The sequence below is a fragment of the Psychromonas sp. KJ10-5 genome (assembly GCF_055808325.1).
In genome coordinates, this window is the sequence record NZ_CM147864.1 from 3,645,581 (window position 1) to 3,667,694 (window position 22,114).

Annotated in this window: 16 protein-coding genes; 14 read left to right on the forward strand and 2 right to left on the reverse strand. The window is 36.2% G+C overall.

The annotated features are described in order from the left end of the window. Positions 1-61 precede the first annotated feature (61 nt). The 3 genes from AC0L3W_RS16050 to AC0L3W_RS16060 are packed head-to-tail and all read left to right on the forward strand — an operon-like array spanning position 62 to position 5,360. Positions 62-1,345, forward strand: a complete 1,284-nt coding sequence (locus AC0L3W_RS16050) for a hypothetical protein (protein ID WP_409440061.1) — start codon at positions 62-64, stop codon at positions 1,343-1,345. Positions 1,346-1,355: 10 nt separating this feature from the next. Continuing rightward, positions 1,356-2,702, forward strand: coding sequence for a PEP-CTERM-box response regulator transcription factor (prsR, locus tag AC0L3W_RS16055; RefSeq protein ID WP_290038894.1), 1,347 nt, complete (start codon positions 1,356-1,358; stop codon positions 2,700-2,702). Positions 2,703-2,741: 39 nt separating this feature from the next. After that, positions 2,742-5,360, forward strand: coding sequence for a tetratricopeptide repeat protein (locus tag AC0L3W_RS16060; RefSeq protein WP_290038895.1), 2,619 nt, complete (start codon positions 2,742-2,744; stop codon positions 5,358-5,360). 77 nt (positions 5,361-5,437) lie between these two features. Here AC0L3W_RS16060 and AC0L3W_RS16065 read toward each other — a convergent pair whose 3' ends face one another. Then, a complete protein-coding gene (locus AC0L3W_RS16065) occupies positions 5,438-6,460 on the reverse strand; it encodes a polysaccharide deacetylase family protein (protein WP_290038896.1) in 1,023 nt (340 codons plus the stop codon). 158 nt (positions 6,461-6,618) lie between these two features. On the opposite strand from AC0L3W_RS16065, the gene AC0L3W_RS16070 reads away from it, so the two are divergent. Genes AC0L3W_RS16070 through AC0L3W_RS16095 form a run of 6 tightly spaced genes read left to right on the forward strand, consistent with a single transcriptional unit; the run spans position 6,619 to position 13,866 of the window. Continuing rightward, the gene (locus AC0L3W_RS16070) at positions 6,619-7,416 is read left to right on the forward strand and encodes a WecB/TagA/CpsF family glycosyltransferase (protein WP_409440060.1); all 798 of its coding nucleotides are present in this window, start codon (positions 6,619-6,621) and stop codon (positions 7,414-7,416) included. Between the two features lie 9 nt (positions 7,417-7,425). Continuing rightward, complete coding sequence (locus AC0L3W_RS16075; protein ID WP_409440059.1) at positions 7,426-8,409, forward strand: sulfotransferase; 984 nt, start codon at positions 7,426-7,428, stop codon at positions 8,407-8,409. Positions 8,410-8,415: 6 nt separating this feature from the next. Continuing rightward, positions 8,416-9,969, forward strand: coding sequence for a lipopolysaccharide biosynthesis protein (locus tag AC0L3W_RS16080; RefSeq protein WP_409440058.1), 1,554 nt, complete (start codon positions 8,416-8,418; stop codon positions 9,967-9,969). Next, complete coding sequence (locus AC0L3W_RS16085) at positions 9,966-11,192, forward strand: hypothetical protein (protein WP_409440057.1); 1,227 nt, start codon at positions 9,966-9,968, stop codon at positions 11,190-11,192. The genes AC0L3W_RS16080 and AC0L3W_RS16085 overlap by 4 nt, the downstream gene beginning before the upstream one ends. A 2-nt stretch (positions 11,193-11,194) precedes the next feature. Further along, positions 11,195-12,427, forward strand: coding sequence for a glycosyltransferase (locus tag AC0L3W_RS16090; protein ID WP_290038901.1), 1,233 nt, complete (start codon positions 11,195-11,197; stop codon positions 12,425-12,427). Further along, the gene (locus AC0L3W_RS16095; RefSeq protein ID WP_290038902.1) at positions 12,394-13,866 is read left to right on the forward strand and encodes an O-antigen ligase family protein; all 1,473 of its coding nucleotides are present in this window, start codon (positions 12,394-12,396) and stop codon (positions 13,864-13,866) included. The genes AC0L3W_RS16090 and AC0L3W_RS16095 overlap by 34 nt, the downstream gene beginning before the upstream one ends. A 115-nt stretch (positions 13,867-13,981) precedes the next feature. Here AC0L3W_RS16095 and AC0L3W_RS16100 read toward each other — a convergent pair whose 3' ends face one another. Continuing rightward, positions 13,982-15,649, reverse strand: a complete 1,668-nt coding sequence (locus AC0L3W_RS16100; protein WP_409440056.1) for a hypothetical protein — start codon at positions 15,647-15,649, stop codon at positions 13,982-13,984. Positions 15,650-16,060: 411 nt separating this feature from the next. On the opposite strand from AC0L3W_RS16100, the gene AC0L3W_RS16105 reads away from it, so the two are divergent. The 5 genes from AC0L3W_RS16105 to AC0L3W_RS16125 all read left to right on the forward strand — a co-directional run bounded on the left by AC0L3W_RS16105 (position 16,061) and on the right by AC0L3W_RS16125 (position 22,109). Next, complete coding sequence (locus tag AC0L3W_RS16105; protein ID WP_409440055.1) at positions 16,061-17,218, forward strand: glycosyltransferase family 4 protein; 1,158 nt, start codon at positions 16,061-16,063, stop codon at positions 17,216-17,218. Positions 17,219-17,377: 159 nt separating this feature from the next. Beyond that, on the forward strand, positions 17,378-18,286 hold the full coding sequence (locus AC0L3W_RS16110; protein WP_409440054.1) for a polysaccharide deacetylase family protein: 909 nt from the start codon (positions 17,378-17,380) through the stop codon (positions 18,284-18,286). 46 nt (positions 18,287-18,332) lie between these two features. Then, entirely contained in the window at positions 18,333-19,454 is a 1,122-nt protein-coding gene (locus AC0L3W_RS16115; RefSeq protein WP_409440053.1) for a glycosyltransferase family 4 protein, read from the forward strand. A 9-nt stretch (positions 19,455-19,463) separates the two neighbouring features. After that, positions 19,464-20,594: a glycosyltransferase family 4 protein gene (locus AC0L3W_RS16120; RefSeq protein ID WP_409440052.1), complete on the forward strand. Its 1,131-nt coding sequence runs from the start codon at positions 19,464-19,466 to the stop codon at positions 20,592-20,594. 27 nt (positions 20,595-20,621) lie between these two features. Beyond that, entirely contained in the window at positions 20,622-22,109 is a 1,488-nt protein-coding gene (locus tag AC0L3W_RS16125; protein ID WP_409440051.1) for an exosortase C-terminal domain/associated protein EpsI, read from the forward strand. Positions 22,110-22,114: the final 5 nt, after the last annotated feature.

Sequence of the window (22,114 nt, forward strand, 5' to 3'; positions counted from 1 at the left end):
TTTATTAATCTGCATAACGAAAATGAGTCATTACAAGGTTTAATATAGGCAGTGTGTGAATATGAAACTAAAAAAATGCTATCTGAGGTTGTTCGAAATGGGATGTTTGGGTTTATTACCAAGCATCGCGTTAGCAAATGATTTACCTAGCTCTGTTAGTGAGAGTTATGTGTCATTTGGGTTATCACACACACAAAGTGATAATATCACTCAATCCAACAGTAATAAGCAATCTGGCTATGAACAACAAGCAGATCTAGGGGTAGGTTATTTTAACCAAACAGCAACTAATCGCACTGCATTAGATTATTCTGCTTATTACACAACCTATAGTGAAGATAGCTTAGACAATGAAGGTGATGTCTCAGGTAGCTTAAGTATCAGCCAGCAGCTTTTTAGTAAAAACCTAACACTCAATTTAACGCACTTTAGGCGCTCTTATTTATTGGATGAAGCCGGACTTGATGTTCCTGAAAACACAGGAGACAGAGACGTCTTCACCATTAATCCTGTTTGGGTTATTCCTTACTCATCAAGAGCGGGTATAGAGCTTGATTATGATTTTACTGCAACTCGCTACACTGACGATGATGATCAAGACACTAATCGCCATGGTGTTGGAGTAACTTGGTATAATGAGTTATCAGCAAAAGCTCGTTTAGAAGTTGCAACGGATGTTAATAAAGTAGAGTATCTTTCTTCGAATTTTGATTACACACAAACTAATGTTAATGCTTCTATTGACGGTAAACTGCGTGAAGGCTTATATCTGGTGCAATTAGGTTATAGCCACCTAACTTCTGATCAAGGGGACGAAGGAGGGGCTATTTTCAAGTTATCTTATAGTTACCAATTTAGTCGACAAAGCCTTTCGTTAACTGCACAAAGAGAATTAAGCGATTCATCATTGGGCTCCGGTAATGATGTATTAGATAACAGTGATGAAAGTGCTAGTGATGATGCAGAAATTCAATGGGTAGATAGAGTTGACTTACAACATCAGTTCTTTATTACAAACCGCCTAAGTAATAGTAATACTTTGTACTATCAGCAAGAAACTGAAATTGTCAGCGATGATGTCGAACCGCGTTGGGGAGCTTCTACTTATTTTAGCTTACAAACGACTAAAAAAATGAATACGTTTTTATCAGTTGGTTATAGTGAATCAACAGTGAATACTAATTTCGATAAACAAGCGGCTAACGCGACTCTTGGCAGTAGCTATGCCTTCCGCCCTCATTTAAGTTTTTCTTTACAAGCTAATTATTATAAACAGTCTGTAGAGAACGAATCCAATAGCTATGATGAGATGCAATATACCGCGAGTGTCGAGTTTAAATATTAAGGATTGAAGATTGAAAAATAATAAAGCAGATGCATTATTAATTGTTGAAGATGATTTGGGGTTGCAAACTCAACTGAAGTGGCACTTTGCGGACTACAATGTCATTACCGCAGCTAACCAGAAAGAAGCAATTTCTGCGATACGATTGCATGAGCCAAAAGTAATGATTCAAGATCTAGGGTTACCGCCAGATGAAGATGGGGTAACGGAAGGCTTTGAGCTACTGCAACAAGCATTACATTTAAGTCCACACATGAAAATTATTGTCATGACAGGGAATGAAGGTAACGAACATGCAATGCAAGCGGTTAAATTAGGATCATATGACTTTTATGCTAAGCCTGTCGACCCTGATACCTTGGACTTAATCGTTCAACGTGCATTTCATATCTATCATCTTGAAGAGAAAAATAGGCAATTAAACAATCAACAGGAGTCGATGTTGAATGGTTTGATTGCTAGTGATACTAAGATGTTAAAAATCTGCAATATGGTGGAAAAAATAGCACCAACAGATGCCTCTTGCTTATTAATCGGTGAAAGTGGTACTGGTAAAGAGGTGATTGCGAATTCATTGCATCAATTAAGTTTACGCAAAGATAATAAAATGGTCGCGATTAACTGTGCAGCCATTCCTGAAAACCTTATCGAAAGTGAATTATTTGGTTATGAAAAAGGGGCATTTACTGGCGCAGTAAAAAGTACTGTCGGTAAAATAGAATTAGCGCATAAAGGTACACTATTTTTAGATGAAATCGGTGATATGCCACTTCATTTACAAGCTAAGTTATTGCGTTTTTTACAAGAGCGAGTGATTGAGCGTGTTGGTGGAAGGAAACAGATAGATATCGATACGCGTATTATTTGTGCAACACATAAAGACCTCGATAAATTAGTGGAGACCGGTGAGTTTAGAGAAGATCTTTATTACCGTATTGCTGAAATACAAATCGATATCCCCCCTTTAAGAGAGCGTGGCTCAGATAAGTTATTATTAGCGAAGTACCTATTAAATAAATATGTAAAAAAACAAAAACTACAAATTATCGGGTTTTCAGAGGATGCCGTTAATGGTATTGAAAATCACACTTGGCCGGGCAATGTACGCGAAATGGAAAATAAAATTAAGCGTGCAGCAATCATGTGCGATCTTAAATATATCAGTGCGTTAGATTTAGGGTTAGCGAATGAAGAAGTTGCGCCGCTAAACCTCAAAGAGATTCGACGAAATGCAGAAGTGAATGCATTAAAACAAGCATTAATTGCCTCTGATCATAATATCAGCGCAGCCGCTAAATCATTAGGCATCACAAGACCAACCTTGTATGACCTAATGAAAAAATACGATATGCAATAATTATAAAGCTAGTTCAGCTACCTTTTATAAGGGAAGAAAATGAAAAAATCATCTACCGTCATGTTTAGTTCGTTAGTATTAGCCAGTAGTTTATTTATTACTGCATGTAATGACGACTCTAACGCTGAAAATGTTGCTGAATTGGCTCAATATAGTCAACAAGGCAAAACCTATCTAGAACAAAGTCAATTCAAAGCAGCAATTAATTCCGCAAGTAATGCTGTTCTCCTTTACCCTGATCATCAAGATGGCTATGTTATCTTAGCAAAAGTTTATAATAAGCTTGGACAGTCTAATCAAGCGCTTGAGGTTCTAAACCGTTACCAGGGGCAAAAAGATGCTGATTTCTATTTATTATTATTAGAGTCTTACCAACGCACTAAGAAAGTTATTTCAGCAAATAAGCTGATTGAGCAACAATCTGAGCTATTGTCTTCAAAGGGAAATAGCTTCAAATTATTACAGGCGAAGTTGTTATTATTAGAAAATAAACCTGAGCAAGCATTATTAAGCTTTACTGAGCTACAACAGCAAGCAGGTTTTGAAAGTGATGGTTTCATCGGTGAGGCAAGGATTGCCGCGGGTAATAATGACAAAGAAGCCGCTTTAACACTGTTAGAAAAAGCGATAATGAATGAGCCTAAAAATACTGAAGCCTTAATGTTAAAAGGCTTTTTATTACTTGAGAAAGGTCAAATAGAGCAAGCTGAAAGCACACTGTCTTTTGCATTAAGTGAATTACCTTCATCGGATATATTTACGCCAGAGCGAATTAATATTCTTAAGGCGTTAACATCGATTTTAACTTCACAAGGTCGCAGCTCAGAAGCGCTATTATACTCTCGTATTTTAAGTGATGAATTCCCTACAGCCACAACGATCAATGAGTATTATGTTTCAGCGCAAGAATATTACAAAAGAAAGCAGTTAGGTGAAGCAAAAGAAGCTTTACAAAAAATATTAGAAATAGACCCTAAAAATAAAAAAGCATCTACTATGCTTGGTGTTATTTTATATACGGAAGGGGATATTAATGGCGCAGAAAAATACTTATCTGGCATGATTGATCCTGAAGTTAACACGCCTCAATTAACCCAAATCTATGCAATGACTCAACTTAAGCTTAATCAAAGCCATGACGTTTTAGATATTTTGGATGGCGTTATTGAGTATGAGGAGCGTTTAGATACATTGACCTTATATGCGATTGCCGCGATTGCTGAAAAGCAATTTGATAAAGCAGATATAGCGATTGCGCGTATCAAAAAACTATTTCCAGATTCACCTAAACTGACTTTAATAGAAAGCAGTTATTTGAATGAGAAATCTCCAGACAAAGAGCAAGAAGTACTAGACTTATTGGCCGCTGGTTTAGCTAAAAATAGCTCAGACCTTTCGTTGCAAACGGTTTATTTAAAAAAACTAATCGCAATGCAACGTTTGGAAGAAGCGGATCGTTTTATTGCTAATGAAGTCAATAAACCTGGAGAAGCAGTAGGGACTCGTTTATTAATTGCCAATTATTATTTATACAGAAATCAATATGCTTTAGCTGAGCAATCATTTAATCAGACCCTCAAAATTTCTGATAATGTTCAAGCATATTATGGGTTAGCGCAAAGTAAACAGCTACAGCAAGACTGGTCATCAGCATTTACCTATTATAATCAAATTATAGATTTGTATCCTGAGCAAATTAAAGCTTATTACGGGGCTGTTATTAGCACTCAACAGCAAAACAAAGATCCACTTAATATGGAAGAAAGCTTATCAAATAAGCATAATCCAAGTGTATTGGCACTTGTGTTAGCTGATTATCAGTTTCAGAAAAAGCAATTTTCTCAGGCTGATAAAATGATTAAGAAAGCAGTTAATCTCCCCGTAGAGCTGGTGGATAAAGGTGATACATTACAACAGCAAATCAGTAACCAAAGAATTATTGCGGCAATCCGATCTAAGGATTATACCAGTGCAAGAGAATTAACTCTGGCACAGTTGCAATTGACTCCTACAAAACCAATCTTTTTAATGAGATTAGCTGCGATTGAGACCTTATCAGGTCAATATGCAGAAGCAGATAAAGTATTGAAACAAGTAGAGGTTATTTTACCTCATAATCCCCAAGTTGTGGTATTGAAAGCTCAGTTGGCTATGACCCAAAAAGATGACACAACAGCAATACAGTTATTAACAGACGAATGGAACAAAAATAATAATGACGAAATTGCCGTTGAGCTCTATAAAATTTATCAGCAGTCCGATAAAAGTAAAGCTGAAGCATTTTTAAGTAAATGGTTAGTTGCTGCGCCTTCTAGCTTATATGCAAATTTAAACAACGGCATGTTATTACAAGCCAAGGGTGAAAACGAAGCTGCTATTCAGGCTTATGAAAAGGTCTTGAGTGTGTCGCCTAATGAACTAAGGAGCTTAAATAATGCTGCATGGTTATACTCATTAGAGAAAAATCCTAAAGCAGAAGTATTAGCTGCTAAAGCCTATGAAGTTGCACCGAATAACCCTGCTGTTTTAGATACCTATGGTTGGATTCTGTATCAGTCTGGAAAAACTGCTGAAGCTAGGCCGTTAATTAAGAAAGCGTTAACGTTACTACCCGATAATGTTGAAATTCAAAAACATTGGCAGGAAGTGTCAGAGTAAGCGTTATCTAAATAGATTAGTTGTAGCATTTAGACCAGTGTTTATTAGTTAAACACTGGTTTTTTAATTCTACCTTTTTAACCCTGTATTCTATTTGGCATTAAGTGCCTAAAGTTTTGAAAGGTTTTGCACTGAAGATGTGGGTTATTATTCAAAAACTGATCTAGTTTAGTTAATGAATAAGGGGCAAGGCTCTTAGGATGGCCCATAATATTGAAGATAGCACCAGCGTTTTGTTTATGATGTGACTTTAGTGCGGCTTCTAGCTGTCCTGCTTTAGCGCCATCAATCATTACCGGACCATAGGTCGTTTTAGTTAGCCTCTCTATATAATATTGTTTATTGGCTACCATCGCCTGGCCATTGCCAAAGCTTTTAAATTTTTTACTTGAAACCTTCTTATGGAAGGCAAGTTTCCAAAAAAATAAAGGCGATGTTTTGAAAGCACTTATAGGTATTTCTAGAAACTGCCCTTGAGTATCGGGCTTTAAAGGATCTGTCGAGAAAGTCCAATAAGGTTGTTGCGGCATATTAGTGAAATCAAAATAGCGTGTAGGATCCGATGAGTAACCTTGATTAAACAAGGTGCTGTCCAGCCAAATACCATTGTCTGATAAGGCTTTAGATAGTGTATCAAAGGGTTGTAAACACCACCCTCCTGCACGATATGCAAATATCGGTTGTAAAGTACAGGTGGTGAGCTCTGCTTTATAGCTACGTACAATCTCGTTTATTTCTGAGTCAGAGAAGTCATGTAATCGATACCTGCTGGTATCAATATGCCAGCCATCTTGGTCGTAGGTAGTATCTACCCAATGGGGGTGGATATGAAGCTGTATATCATGACCCGCTTTGGAGAGTGTTAATAATTGTTGCTTAATATCACGGTATTGTTTTGCTAATTCAGGGAAACTGTCTGCATATTCTTTTAATTTAACTAAAAAGCCAGCATCTACAAAAAGGCAAACACGACTATTATATTTATTTAATAGGGTAATCAGTTTATTGGTAGGCGTAATCATACAGTCTTCTATAGAGCCTGTATTTTTTCCAAAAAAAAGCTCATAATCTAGGCTTATTAAGTAATCTGTTTTTTTCATTTTTTCCTTTCCTGTTCAATTAGTTAATACCTAATAAGGCTAGTTTTTTATCTTTTTATTGTAAAAAAATGTTATTAAATTCCGTTAAGATTTACAACACAAAAAACTACTGTTATGTTTGATAAAATAAGCCATCATAAAAGCTAAGGAGAGGCTAGGTGAAAGAAGAGTATTCCTCGTCAAGTGAACCTTTCAACCGATACCATTTAAAAGAACCTACCATTACAATGTTTGGTATTGATATACACCCATTAAAAATGTCTCAAACATTAGATGTTGTACATGAATGTATCACTTCTAGGCAATCATTACATATAGGCATGCTTAATGCGGCTAAGATTGTCAATATGCAAAAAAATCCAGCCTTAAGAGAGAGCGTTACTTCTTCTAATTTGATTTTGGCGGATGGAAGTGCAGTCGTGACAGCAAGTAAAGTTCTTAATAAAAGGTTGCCTGAACGTGTTGCAGGGATCGATTTAATGTATGGCATTATGGAACGAGGTAATAAATCAGATTATCGAGTTTTTTGCTTAGGGGCAACAGAGGCTGTCTCAGAAGAAATTGAGCGACAAATCACTAAGCATTACCCTGGTCTTGTTATTGCAGGACGTCAAAATGGTTATTTCTCAGACGAACAACAACAGCAAGTAGCAGAAAATATTGCGCAAGCTAAGGCTGATGTTCTCTTTGTCGCAATCACTTCTCCTAAGAAAGAACAGTTTATGGCCAAGTGGGGGGAAGTAATGCGAGTACCTGTCGTGCATGGCGTTGGTGGTTCATTCGATGTGTTTGCTGGAAAAGTAAAGCGTGCGCCTTTAATTTGGCAGAAAATGGGAATGGAGTGGTTTTATCGTGTATTACAAGAACCTAAGCGTTTATGGAAACGTTATTTAATCACTAATACTTTGTTTATTTGGATGTTAATAAAAGAGCTTTTAAAGCCCGTTAAATCATAAAGAAAATAGATGACAATTAAAAAACAAAAACTAGTTTATCTTGCTGCTGCTAGCCATTCAGGCTCAACTATGACGGCTATGCTATTAGGAGCCCACCCTGACTTATGCAGTGTTGGTGAATTAAAGGCGGTAAATTTAGGCGATAAAAATAGTTATTTATGCTCTTGTAAAACGCTGGTGGGGGAGTGCGGGTTTTGGCAAGGCGTGACTCAGAAAATGGCGGATAAAGGCCATGATTTTTGTATTTCTGAGGCTGGAACAGATATTCGCACTGGCGCGACTCCTTACGTATTACGCTTATTAAAACCTTTAGTGCGTTCGCCTTTGATGGAGTTAGTTCGTGATACCTTGCTTTGTTGCTCTCCAGTTTGGCGTAAAAGTCTACCTTTGCTGCAAAAACGCAATGCTGATTATGCACGTTCAATCTCTGAGCAAGCAGGTGTGGATATTGTCGTTGACTCTTCAAAAATTGGTATTCGGTTGAAGTATTTATTAAAGAACCCTGATTTAGACGTTAAAGTAATTTGGGTTGTCCGCGATGGCCGAGGTGTTTCTTTAGCCTATAAAAAACCTTCAGAATTTGCCGATGCTAAAAATCCAAAGTTACGTGGCGGTGGTGCAGGAAAAACACAAGAGCAAGGAAGAGGAATTGAAGTTGGTGCTCATGAATGGGTGCGTTGTAATCAAGAGGCGGAAGCCGTATTAGCGACCATGCCTAAACAGAATTGGATACAAGTGCACTACGAAGATATTTGTAATAACACTGAGCAAACCCTAGATACTTTGTTTGAGTTTATCGGTGTAGACCCTGCTAAAAAACGCTTAGATTTTAAAACTGTTGAGCATCATGTCGTCGGTAACGGTATGCGCTTGGATGATTCAGAAGTCATCCAGCTAGATGATCGTTGGAAAACTTTATTGAGTGAAGGTGAGTTACAAACATATTATCAAGTCACCGGTGATTATCATCGCCATCTTGGTTATGTGGAATAAAGTAAAATGACAGATAAAGTTGAACAACAAAAAATTGATTTAACCGGGCAAGACCGTTTTGCATGGAATTTGATGGTGAGTTGGATCAGCCAACTAGTGCTGATTTTCTCTGGCTTTATTGTGCCGCGTTTGGTGGATGATAAAGTGGGACAAGCGGCTTTAGGTATATGGGATTTTGGTTGGTCATTTGTCAGCTATTTAAGCTTGGTTGGTCTCGGCATGGGGGCTTGCTTCAATCGCTATGTTGCCAAGCATAGAGGTGCAGGTGAACTGACCTTACTTAATTATGTTGCTAATTCAGCCTTATTTGTTCAGTTAATATTTGCTGCTGTGGCAATGTCGGTTACCGTTTTATTTTACCTATTACTACCACCTTATTTTGGCGAAAACCTTGCTGAGAATACTCATACGGCTCAGTTAGTTATTCTTTTTTTAGGTGCAGGAGTTGCTTTTCAAATGGCTTCTGGTTCGGCAAGTGGATTATTAACCGGTTACCATCGGTGGGATATACATAATGCACTGCATGCAGGCGATAGTATATTATCTATTGTCTTAATGGTATTTGCTCTTTATTTCACTGATTTGAATGTTGCTGGAATGGCAATTGGCTACTTGATTTCAACTATTATTTTCCAATCACTTAGATTTGTATTTGTTAATAAAATCTGCAAGGAATTTAAGTTTAATTTAAAGATGGCGAACTGGAAAACAACTAAAATGTTATTAAAGTTTGGCATTAAAAGTATGCTATCTAATGTTCCTCCTATCATTTTGTTACAGACGATCAGTGTGATGTTGGTGAGTTCTATTGGCCCTGCTGCGCTTGCAATTTTTGCTCGCCCTATGGCGTTAACTAAGCAAATCAAAACATTCATGACTAAGTTTACTTTGATGCTGACTCCTACAACAGGTTCCATGCAGGGGGCTGGAGATGCGCAAGCAATTCAGGCGTTGTTCATTAATACCACCAAATTAAGCTTTGCTTTTGCTTTGCCTACTTTAGGTTTGTTGTTCATCTATGGTGATATTGTTCTGCATTATTGGATGGGGCCTGAATATGCACTTTGGCCATTAGTAATGATTTTAGCCATTGGCCAGCTACTTCCAATGGGGCAAGATACTTCGATTCGTATATTAATGGGCATGAATCAACATGGCCGTATTTCACTTTTTGCTTTTGTTGCGATTTTTGTATTATTTGGGATAGGGCTTTTATTCACGGGTGTTAAGCAGTGGGAATTAACTACAGCCGCACTATTGTTTGTTATTCCAATGAATATTGTCTATGGCATTATTGTACCTATTTATGCATGTAACGAGCTTAAGCTTTCTTTAAAAACCTATATTTTCAATAGTTTACTTAAGCCATTTCTTTATATTATTCCTTTTTTTACCCTGCTTTCTTTATCTCGCAATGAATATAATCAAGGTGAGTGGTTAAATGCTTGGTTGTTTTTTGGTTGTGCAGGTGTTGTTACCTTAACTATTTACTTCTATTACTTAGTACCAATGAAGCTACGAAAAAAGTGTTTATCTCGATTTAAGTTGCAATCACTATGAAGAAGAAAAATACGGTTAGCCTAAGAAAATATCCATACCCTTACCAAGCAATGCTTGCTATTTGTAGTGATCTTGATGAAACACCTAACAAAGAAATTTATTTTGAAACGGCAAAGTACTTAAATACAACTGAACAAACGTCTTTAGGAAAAGGGGTTGGCTTAGAGGTTGGTAATACGATCTATTTTGATATGCCAAGCCATAATTTTTCTTATACAAATACTGATGATGATGGAAGGGGCAAAATTCATCAATTAATTGAGTCTGGCCATATTGACTGCCTACACTCATTTGGTGACTTTGTTGATGACAGAGTATCAATTGAAAAGTATTGGAATACTATTCAATCAGGAAAACGAAAAATTGAGGTATGGGTAGACCATGCACAAGCCCCAACTAATTTGGATAATGACATTATGCAAGGTCGCGGTGCTGAGCAAGGTACCACAGCTTATCATAGTGACCTTACAGTACAGTCTGGTGGTCTGCCTTTTATTTGGAAAGGTCGGGTGACGAGTTGTGTTGCGCAAAATGCAAAACGCAGTTATCAAAGTTTATTTAACAAGCTGAAAATTAAAGCATCTATTAAAACCATTGCATTAGAGTTTATTAAAGGTTGGCTGGCTCGATTTGGAAACCAAAAATATGCAATGCATAAAGCTAACAAAGTACTACGTAAAGCAACATTAATAGACGGTACTGAAGTTATTGAATTTATGCGTTGTAACCCAGCATGGGGGGGGGTCTCTTGTTTCGATCAAGCACGTGGTATTCATCATGTATTAACTAAAGAGATGTTAGATACCTTGGTGCAGAATGAAGGTTGTAGTGTTCTATATAGCCATTTAGGTAAAGTGCACTCTACCGAAGAACCGTTCACTGAAGAAACGAGGCAAGCCTTTGAGTTACTAGCTGAGTATCAAGGTAACCAAAAAATATTAACTACCACTACTCGCCGTTTATTAGGCTATAACCGTACAGTTGAAGAATTGGATTTCTCTGTTAAACATATAGGTGAAGAAACCCATATCTATCTTACTACAGATTACAGCGGCGAGGATATTCAAGGTCTGACTTGGTATGTGGAAAATCCTGATTTAACCCTACTATATATTAATGGCGTAAAGTGTCATCGTATAATCATTAATGACAAGGATGATTCGGGACTAGTTAGTATTTCAATCGGATGGGAGCGATTAGTCTTTCCTAAAATGGATAATTAAAAATGCTTGATAAGAAAGTTAATCTTCTTCGGAACTGTTATCGTTGGTTATTAAGGATAATGCTTATTTTGCATTATTTAATATTAAAGTTATTTAAGTTAATACCTCATAAGACTAAAAAAACTAAGCAATTAACTATATTAGCGACAGGCACTTTTTATTCTGACCATTGGTTAATGACTCATTTACACCCTATGGCTAATGCTGATAAGTGTAAGCATTTATTGATGGTGGCATCTACTTCTGTACCAAATATAGATAAAGTTTCTGGACAGTATGCTCCGCGCTGGTTAAGTAAAATATTCGGACAGGTAGGTGCTCGTTTGCTCTTTTTTACATGGGTAGCGATCACTAAAAGGCCTGATGTTTTAGTAGGGTTTCACCTTTTACTTAATGGTTTGTTTGTTGTGGTGTTAGCGAAACTGATTGGTGCTAAATCTGTCTACATTTGTGGTGGTGGGCCAAGAGAAGTTGTTGGAGGTGGGGTTAACACTGAAAATAGAATTTTTAACAAAATTGGACAGCCTGATGACTTTATAGAAAAAATGTTAGTTAAGTCAGTAAATGAAATGGATCTTGTCGTGTCTATGGGAACATCTGCTATTCGTTATTTTAAAGATAAAGGTGTCTCGACAAACTTTGAAATTGTGCCTGGCGGGTTCGATGATTCTGTATTTTGCCCTAGGCCTGAAATAAAAAAACAATATGATTTAATTTTAATAGGTCGTTTGTCTGAAGTAAAAAGAATCGATCGGTTTTTGGAGTCGATACAAATTGCGAAAAAACAACTTCCTCATTTAAATGCGGTAATTGTCGGTGATGGTCCAGATAAAGAAAAATTACAAAAGCTGGCTATCGAGTTAGGTATTGCTGATGATGTATATTTTGCAGGGTGGCAAAATAATGTCGAATATTGGCTTCAGCAATCTCGCTGTTTTGTGTTGACCTCAGATTCCGAAGGTTTATCGCAGGCACTTATTCAGGCAATGATGTGTGGGATCCCTGCCATTAACTCTGATGTTGGCGATTTAAGTGATTTAATTAAAGAAGATAAAAATGGTTATCTTATAACTCCGTTAACCAATGAAAGCTTTGCAAATAGTTATGTGACTATACTTTCTTCTGAAAATAAACTAAAAAAATTGTCGGAAAATGCGTATCACTCTACAACAAAATTTTCTGTTCCTGCAGTCTCACAACATTGGCAGAAAATATATGCAACATTTACCAGTTAGATAAATTAAGCCCATTACTTATGATTCGAATTACATTATTGACCTTACTCATTGCTTATTTAAGTGTTTATGCTTGGAAGGATTGGTTTCGTGGTGCTTGCTGGTTAGTGCTTTTAATCGCTATCTTTCAGCATCCTGATATGCCTAAGGCTGTTGGGGGAATACCTGGTTTAAATCATTGGAACTTTTTATTTCTAAATGTAGTTTTATCTTGGCTTTCTAATAGAAGAAAGCAGAAGTTACTGTGGGAAATGCCACGTAAAATTAATTTTTTGTTATTTATATATGGCTTTTTTATTGTACTGAGTGTCATCAGATACATGTCAGATCGAAGTGGTGTATTAGAATGGTATGAAGTGATTAATGCTTCTCCACCAGGAGCTATTTCTGATATCAACGAATACTTGATTAATTGTTTTAAGTGGGTCTTTCCAAGCATGATTATTTTTGATGGTTGCCGTAATAGAAAGCAGTATAATTTTGCATTGGGCTCCTTAGCTCTGATGTTCATTTTATTAGCCTTTCAAGTTGTTAAGGCAATGAAGTTAGGTTCATTGACTTTAGGTGGTGATGCGCTACAGCATAAAGCGCTAAAAATTATCTCTGATAGTGTTGGCTTCCACCGAGTTAATATCTCAATGATGATGAGTGGCGCTTTTTGGCTCGTTTTTTGTTTAAAAGAGTTAGTTAGTAAAAAACATTACTGGTTTGTTATATTGCCCAGTTGCCTTATGATATTTCTTGCTATGGCTTTAACGGGAGGCCGAACAGGCTACGGAACTTGGGCTGTACTAGGTTTGCTTTATTGTTTGTTTAAGTGGAAAAAATATATTTTATTAGTCCCATTAATATACATAGCCGTGATTATGTTTGCACCATCTTCGGTTGAGCGACTTAGCTTTGGTTTTAAATCAGATGAAAATTTATACACTCAAGAGGCTAATTTCGAAGAAGATGGAGTTGACTTGTATGAAGTCACTTCTGGCCGGAATTTAGCTTGGCCACTAGTGTGGGAGTCCATTTTAGAGGCCCCATTTTTTGGTTATGGTAGAGATGCTATGGTAAATATAGGGCTTACACTCCAGATGAAGGATTTATATGGCGTATCAGATAGTTTTCCTCATCCGCATAACTCTTATTTACAATGGATTCAAGATAACGGCTTTATAGGTGCCTTACCTGTATTTTTATTATATTTACTGCTCTTGAAATATTCTTGGAGCCTGTTTCGTGATAATTCTAACCGTTTATATGTAGTTACTGGAGGGGTTTCCTTTGCATTAATAGGAGCCTTTCTAATTGCTTCTATAGGAAGCCAGTCTTTCTATCCTAGAGAAGGCTCTGTTGGTATGTGGGCGGCAATTGGCTTGTTATTACGAGTTTATGTCGAACGTAACAAAAAAAGAAATAATAAAAATAGTTTACTTTTAGATGAATAATACTCGAGCGAATTGCTATAAAATTAACTAATTTTTACATGGGTAAGCTGAAGGTAGGTGCAGATTAAAGAAGTTAAGGTATATTTCTCTAATCTGCCTTGTATTTTTTAACCGATTAATTTGTTATGTCGATACTCAAAATTTCAGGTGCATCAGGTAGATTATATAAAGAAGGTTCTGTTTGACCTCCTGCAGAGTTCTCATAAGCACCAATATCCCAAATAGTTGTATCAGTCCTAATATAGCCTAGTATATCTGATGTGATTGATTCTCCATAAAGGGTTTCATATAGCGCATAAAAACTGGCTTTAGTGCCTTTATCTATAGCTGCAGAGCTTGAAGATAAACTGTAATTTCCATCATCTAAAAAGCTTGGGTCTGCATTAAGACAACTTCCTCCGTTATCATCACATTTGCCCGATGAAACTAACGAAGTTAAATCAGTATATGTTTTTCCATCAATATAAAGTCTTAAAGGATTATAGAAAAGATTGTTTTCAATATCAGAGTTATCGACAGTGGTATCATCGCCTTTTAACATTATCGCATATTGGCTATTTCCGGTATAAGCTCCGTCATGTAGGTTTGCTATAATATTACTTGTTATATCAGCTTCATACCCTGAGACTGCCTCATAGGCAATGCCTCTAATTGCATCTGTAATAGTATTATTACTAATATAAACATTACCGGTATTATAAGCAGTAATCCCCACACCAGTTTGATAGCTAGATATATCACCATGTGTTTCGTTAGCGCTCTCTTTCATACCGTGGATATTATTACCCGTAATGTAGACATCAAAAGCACCTGTGGATTTTATACCAGTTATACATTCAGATATATCATTGTTAATGAACCAAATCCTACTAGGATCATAATGCACTACCATACATTCACCAGGGGAAGATGAAGATGTTTCAATATCATAACAAGTATTACCACTAATGATTACATCGTCTGCCTGTTTTATGTCTACACAATTCTCTCTTTCACTATAGCTTGTGTTTCCTCCATAATAAAAGTGATGTGCATCTACACCTCCGTGAGAGTATTGAACTCCATCGCCACCATTATGATGAGTGGTATTATATAAATGCCAAACATTATTAATATAGCTTCCTGTTTGTAAAGCATGTCGATCATTTTCTGTTTCAGACTCTGAATCACCCATATATGAGATGGTATTGTTATAGGCAATGAAACCTTCAAGTTGTAGTCCATTACTACCTCCTGCTGCAATGCCAGTTGCACCACTTTCTAATGAACCTGTGCCTGTAATAACGGTATTACGCACCATTATGTGATCAGTTTGCAGATCACGATAAGGGCGAACAGAAATCCCTTTATCCCCACTGATATTTAAATTGTCTACATATAGGTAGGTTCCATATAATACAAGTGACATTTTTATTGAGTTACCTTCTGCACCAACGATCCAAACAGGTTCGGATTCAGTACCTTCGGACTTAAGATAGATGGTACTAGTGTATTCGTAAGGTCCACCATGGACTTCAACATAAGAACCAGCTGCCATTGAAGAAGGGAGTCTGCATAGAGGTTCACTCTCAGAGCCATACGTTAATTTCAAAGAGCAATTTTCATTTGAAGCATCAATATAATACATATTAGTTACTTCGGAACTCCAATCTGAGGGGGGGGTAGGCGCTGCAACATCAGGGACTATCCAAGCTGCAGGTATACCCGTTGGGTACTCAAAAGCAAAACTGGTCGTAGAAAGTGTCAATATACAATACGTTCCATATTTTAATAAACGGCTCATTTTTGCTCCATGCTTGCTTTGATACAAATTGATAGTGACAACTAATAAACAATAAGTAATTTTAAAATTAAATAGTCTGTATCATAAGATTATAGAAGTTATTTCTATAAATCCTAGTTTTTGTAGATAACTTAATGATAATTTATCATTCATGTTTCTCAAAGCGGGGAGTTTAACCTTATTTTACTTACATGCTGGGGTATGAATATTTAGTTAGGAATTATTTAAATGAAATAACCTCTTTATATGTGGTGCTTGACAGTTTATTTTAAAAAACAAAAAGTTATTTTAATTTATTTACTTATAGGTATTTGTTGTTTCATTAAAATAATTAAAATTACTTTCTAAAATATTTATGTGGTTTAAGTTTTTATTTCAGTTTTTTGTGTTGTTAATTATAGGTAGAGTTCTTTGAGTAATGTTATAAATGTTGTCCATTATTGGGGAGGCTTTCCTATTATTGCAACTTCTAAATGGCTAAGTGCTTTAAAGCTTGTTGAAAAATGTGCTGCTAATAATTGGAAAAATTGGCTGGTACTATCCAAGCAACCTGATGATATATCTTTAATTACTCCTTTTATAGAAGCTGGATGTGAAGTTATTTATCACCCAAGATCGCAGGGTAATTTTGACTATAAAAGTATTTATAGAAATTTAAAATTTCTTTTAAAAATAAACTGCACAATATTTCATTGTTATAATGATCATACGAGCCCTATTATAGCTGCAAGACTAGCGAATGTACCTATAAGGCTTTGGTCTAAGTTAGCAATGTCTTCTTATTATGAAGAAGGAGTTTCTCCTAAAGGCTTAAGAAAATTAATGCCAAGTACTCGTATTACTTGTTGGGCAGCAAGCCAGGTCTTAGCTATTAGTAATGCTGCAAAGCAAGAAATATCTGCGCAAGTTGGCTTTCAAGATAGAGTTGCTGTTGTAGAAGTGCCTGTTGATCTAGATGTTTTCAATTACCTTGAAGGTGCATTAAAAATAAGAAAAGAATTTAATATTTCCTCAAGTGATATTGTTATTACTGCCGTTGGCCACTTTGCAGAGGTTAAAGGTTGGGATATAGCGGTTGAAGCTTTTAGTAAGGTATATAAAAAGTTCCCAAATACGAAATTATTGCTCGTAGGTAAAAAAACTTCCACCGTATTTTATAACAAGATAATGACGCTAATTCAGCAGTTAGGGGTAGAAGGGAAAGTTATTTTTTTAGGTAATAGAAATGATATCCCTTACATATTAAAAGAAAGTGACCTTTTTATTTTTCCTTCTCGTTCTGAAGGTGCTGGTGCAGCGCTTGTAGAGGCAATGGCATCTGGAATACCTTGTGTCGCATCAAATACAGGAGGAATACCGGAGATCATAGAAAATGGTAATAACGGCCTTCTTTTTGAAAGAGACAACGTGCAAGATTTAGCTGAGAAGATAACTAATGTATTATCTGACAGTGATTTGAGTAGTAATTTAGTTGAGTCTGCTAAGAAAGGTTTACAAAGGTTTAGTATTGAAAGGTATGTAGATAATGTATCTAATCATTATAAAAATTTACTTGAGTACCAGAAATAATTTTCCCGTTAATTTTGTTGATTCGAGAGATATATAACTATGACAACTAAAGCTTTTATTAAGAGAATATTTTTAAAGGCTTTATTTAGAACTGGGTTGTTAAGGATCCTACATCACAAAAACCGTCATAAAATTTGTGTGCTAATGGTGCATGGTGTCATGGATATTGATACCAAAACTATTTGGTCTCCACTTCGTAAGCAACTTCCTGTTAAAGAGTTCGACCGAACTCTAGGCATGCTTTCTCAGTACTATCATTTTATTACCGTACAACAGTCTATCGACATCTTAAGCGGTAAAATTCCACCTATTGATAATGCTTTATTGATTACATTTGATGATGGCTACCGTAATAATATTGATTATGCGCTTCCTATTTGTGAGAAATATAATATCAAGCCAGTTTTATTTGTTGCTACTAATCATGTTAATTCAGGGCTTCCTTTTTGGTTTGACCGTATTGATTATGCTTTGCAACAAAATGCGGGAGAGGTTATTTCTTTATCCTATAATAATGAAGTTTATACCTTTGATGCAACAAGCCGTAATGCTTTAACTATTAGCTACAAAAAATTTCGTGATATTTGTAAGGATAAATTTAGCGACGATATTGAGCTCAATAATCTATTTGATTATTTGTGTGAAACCTTAGAAAAGCGTTCAGCATCTGCTTTAAAAGATATTTGTCATGAAGATGATTGGTCTGCAATTGTTACATGGGACGTTCTAAAAAGACTAACGTCAGACAATCGTATTGATGTTGCAAGCCATACTCAGGATCATTTACGCTTAGATTGCTTAATAAAAAGCAAAATATTATCACAGATAAAGCAATCAAAAATCTGTATTGAAAAGGAATTAGCAGTCAAATGTGATTATTTTTGTTATCCTAATGGCAATTATAATAAGCTTTCTAAACAGTTGGTAAAAGAAGTTGGTTATCAAGCTGCATTTTCAACGGATGTTGGGTTGTGTCAATCAAAGGATGATTTAATGACATTAAAACGTTTTAACTTTCCTGCGCATAAAACAATTCCTGAACTGTTATTCCTGTTTAATACGAAATAATAACTATCTCGTTTTATCTATTTCATTGCTAGGGTTGTAAATTATCATGTTAAATATTTGTCTTGTTGCTCATTTTGCCTATGGTGCAGTTACTGGTGGAAGTCATGGCTCAATTGGTGGTGTGGAACGACAAACGAGTTTGATGGCTAAATGGTTGGTGGCAAGAGGGCATAAAGTTTCTTTGTTAACTTGGTCTGAAGGATCCGATGAAGACGAAGTGATAGATGGCATCAATGTGATTAAAATATGTCGTCAAGATTCAGGTTTAAAAGGACTTCGTTTCTTTCATCCTCGTTGGACTGGTTTAAATAGTGCAATGAAGCGTGCCGATGCTGATGTTTATTATCAAAACTGTGGTGAATACATAACAGGGCAAGTTGCGCTATGGTGTAAGCTGCATAACAAAAATTTTTTATACTCTTTAGCAAATGATTCTGATGCTGATTATAAATTGCCAGTAATGAACACCTATCGAGAAAGGATTTTATATCGTTATGGTTTAGCCAATGCGGATTATATTTTATCGCAAACTAAAAAACAGATGAACTCTCTAAAGTCTGGCTTTAAACTCAATTCTGAAATAATGCCTATGCCATGCCCTGGTCCTAATCGTGATGAGTATGAAAAAATCGTTTTAAATCAAAAATCACCTTCTATTTTATGGGCAGCGAGAATCCATGAAAGTAAACGATTAGAGTTGTTTTTAGAAGTCGCAAAAAGTCTTCCTGAGTATCAGTTTATTATTGGTGGCAGCCCTAAACAAGAAGATGCCTATTTTAAAAGCGTATTAAATACGATGAATAAGCTCCATAACGTGACCTATTTAGGTATGGTTGCTCGTGCTGATATGCCCAATTTATATCGTAGTGCAAGTGTGTTTTGTTGTTCATCGGTTTATGAAGGGTTTCCTAATACCTTTTTAGAAGCATGGAGCCAAGGGGTGCCTATTGTTTCTACCTTTGACCCAGACCACCTTATCAGAGATCGTCAGTTAGGCTTTGATGCTGTTACAAAAGATGATTTGGTATCAGGTATTAGAAAGTTATGTTCTGACCCTGAGTTATGGCAACAGTATTCTAATAATGCGCGTGAATATTATGTAAAGAATCACTCTGTTAACCAAGTGATGGAACGTTTCGAAGCTATTTTCGCTGAATTATCACAATAAGGGGGATAAATGCCAATTAGATTAGCGTTTGTAACCCAGTTTCCTATTGAACTAGGTAGACCACATGGTGGGGTTGAAGCTGTTAGTGCTAATTTAGTACCTGCGTTAGCCGCCTATTCTGAATTTGAACTACATGTAATAACCTTGTGTCCAGACACCAAGCTTGAATCCATTGAAAAGCTTGAAAATATAACTATTCACCGCATTCCCAAACCTTCTGGAAGTGAGTTAATAAATGCATTAACAACTGGCAAACGGTTGATCGAACATAAAATCAGAGAAATATCTCCCGATTTAATTCATGCTCATGATACTTACGGCATTATGGTTAAGGATTTAAGTATCCCTAAAGTATTTACTATCCATGGCTTTATTTATGGGGATACATTATTAGCAAATGGAAAATTTAAAGCGATACGTTCTAGAATATGGGAATTTATCGAGAAGTCGAGTTGGCGAAAACAACCTAATATTATTTCCATTAGTCCTTATGTTAGAGAACGTTTAACTGGTGTAACAAAAGCACATATTTTTGATATCGATAATCCTATCTCAGGCATTTTTTTTGATTTAACAAAACAGCTCAATAAGAAGATTATATTTACATCTGCAGTGATCACCCCTCGTAAAAATGTATTGCAGCTAGTTAAAGCGTTGAAAATACTTGCTGATAAAGGCATTGAGGTTGAGCTAAGAATTGCTGGTGGTATTACGGATCAAGCTTATGCAGATCAACTAACGCAATTTATTGAGACAAATAACTTACAAAAAAATGTCACTCTTTTAGGGCGTATACCCACTGCTCAAGTCCAAGCTGAACTATGTAATGCAACTTTATATGCATTAGTTTCTCTGGAAGAAAATTCTCCTATGGGAATCGAAGAAGCAATGGCCGTAGGAGTCCCTGTGGTAACTTCTAACCGTTGTGGTATGCCTTATATGGTAAAAAATGGCGAAACAGGTTATTTGATCAATCCTTTTGATGAACACAATATTGCTAATAAATGTGAGTTAATTTTAAATGATCCTGAGCTTGCCAATAAAATGCAGTGTAAAGCAAAGCAGTTAGCACGAGAGCTATACCATGTAGAAAAAGTAGCAGAGAGAACCATTGCTGTTTATCATGAAGTGCTCATGTAATGAGGTTATTTATATTAGGAGCTTATTTTGTTTAAAAGAATTTCAGTACATAGCTTATTTGTAGCCTCTCTATTTGTATTGCTTGTGGTCAGTGCGCCTGTTTTACTCACTATTTTCGACGAATGGAATAGTGACGGGCCCTATAGCCATGGGTTTTTAGGGATTATTGTTGTGGCCTACGTTTTTTATCTACAACGACATCACTTACAGATCACTCTTTTATCTAAAAGGCATTACGCGCTTGCTTTAGTGTGTTTGGTGTCGAGTCTGTCTATTTCTTTGGTTGCGTTGTTATCTAGTATCCAACAATTACAGCAATTAGCCTTTTTTAGTATCCTAGTTTCTCTGCTTTTCTGCTTTTATGGATGGCAGGTTATTTGCTCTTTTTTCATTCCTTTACTGATGCTGCTACTTATTTTACCGGTTTGGAATATGTTGCAGTTGCCTTTACGTGAGCTGTCAACGCAAGCTGGAGTATGGGGGCCTGAGTTACTAGGCATTGCCGTAGACCGAGAACATTATCGATTATCGACTGCTGGTGGTATGTTTGATGTTGACCCTGCTTGTTCTGGGTTAGGTTTTTTTATGGTGGCCGCTTTGCTTACATTTTGTGTGAGTTATTTTAATAAACTTTCCACTAAAAGAACCTTAATGTTTTTATTTATCAGCTTGGCGGTAGCTATTATTGCCAATTGGTTAAGGGTGATGATTATCATCATAGTGGGGACTTACACTGAGATGAATCATTTTATAGTGCATGACCACCTCACCTTTGGCTGGATCGTGTTTGCTGTATGTTTAATTCCACTTATATATATTGCCCGTACTTATTTTGAAGAAAGACCTGAAGATGAGAGTGAAGAGATTATTCAGCCTGAAACTAGTGATGAGTCTTCTTTAAATAAAAAACAGGCGTCTATTACTTTATTTATTTTAATTACTTTTGTGGCAGCCTCTTACTGGATCCCATCTCGATATGATGAAAATTATGCTTTTGTTGAACCAAGCTTAGATAATTATCAATTAGTCAGTCGTGATAAACCCTATAGCCCAAGCTGGAAACCTTATTCACAAGGCGCCACTCAAGAGCGATTCTCCTATTACATTGATAAGTCATTAGGTTTTCAGGTTTATCTAGCTGATTACTATAAACAAGAACAAGCCAAAGAGATGATTTTTGTAGAAAATTACTTATTTGATGAAGATTTTTGGATGGAAGTGGCAGATAAAAAGCTGCTGCTTTCGGAAAATCCAATATTACACCAAGCTAATTTAGTCGTATTAAAAAAATCTCCACATAGATACCGCTTGGTTGCTTCTTGGTATGTCATTAATGAGACTGTTACTAGCGATAAAAAAATCGCTAAATTAGCGGAAGTTAAAGCGGCGTTAATAGGGCAACCTGGTGCTACTTTAGTCGCAGTTAGTTTTGATTTTGATGGTGATGATCAAGCGGGCGCTGAACAACAATTAAGTAAGTTTATTACAGCTTATCTTAATCCAAATCAATCTTAATTTGA

Excerpts from the sequence above, each read along its gene's own strand:
- AC0L3W_RS16050 (WP_409440061.1), top strand. The coding sequence starts at position 62 with ATGAAACTAAAAAAATGCTATCTGAGGTTGTTCGAAATGGGATGTTTG.
- AC0L3W_RS16060 (WP_290038895.1), top strand. The coding sequence starts at position 2,742 with ATGAAAAAATCATCTACCGTCATGTTTAGTTCGTTAGTATTAGCCAGT.
- AC0L3W_RS16065 (WP_290038896.1), bottom strand. The coding sequence starts at position 6,460 with ATGAAAAAAACAGATTACTTAATAAGCCTAGATTATGAGCTTTTTTTT.
- AC0L3W_RS16075 (WP_409440059.1), top strand. The coding sequence starts at position 7,426 with ATGACAATTAAAAAACAAAAACTAGTTTATCTTGCTGCTGCTAGCCAT.
- AC0L3W_RS16080 (WP_409440058.1), top strand. The coding sequence starts at position 8,416 with ATGACAGATAAAGTTGAACAACAAAAAATTGATTTAACCGGGCAAGAC.
- AC0L3W_RS16085 (WP_409440057.1), top strand. The coding sequence starts at position 9,966 with ATGAAGAAGAAAAATACGGTTAGCCTAAGAAAATATCCATACCCTTAC.
- AC0L3W_RS16090 (WP_290038901.1), top strand. The coding sequence starts at position 11,195 with ATGCTTGATAAGAAAGTTAATCTTCTTCGGAACTGTTATCGTTGGTTA.
- AC0L3W_RS16100 (WP_409440056.1), bottom strand. The coding sequence starts at position 15,649 with ATGAGCCGTTTATTAAAATATGGAACGTATTGTATATTGACACTTTCT.
- AC0L3W_RS16110 (WP_409440054.1), top strand. The coding sequence starts at position 17,378 with ATGGATATTGATACCAAAACTATTTGGTCTCCACTTCGTAAGCAACTT.
- AC0L3W_RS16115 (WP_409440053.1), top strand. The coding sequence starts at position 18,333 with ATGTTAAATATTTGTCTTGTTGCTCATTTTGCCTATGGTGCAGTTACT.
- AC0L3W_RS16120 (WP_409440052.1), top strand. The coding sequence starts at position 19,464 with ATGCCAATTAGATTAGCGTTTGTAACCCAGTTTCCTATTGAACTAGGT.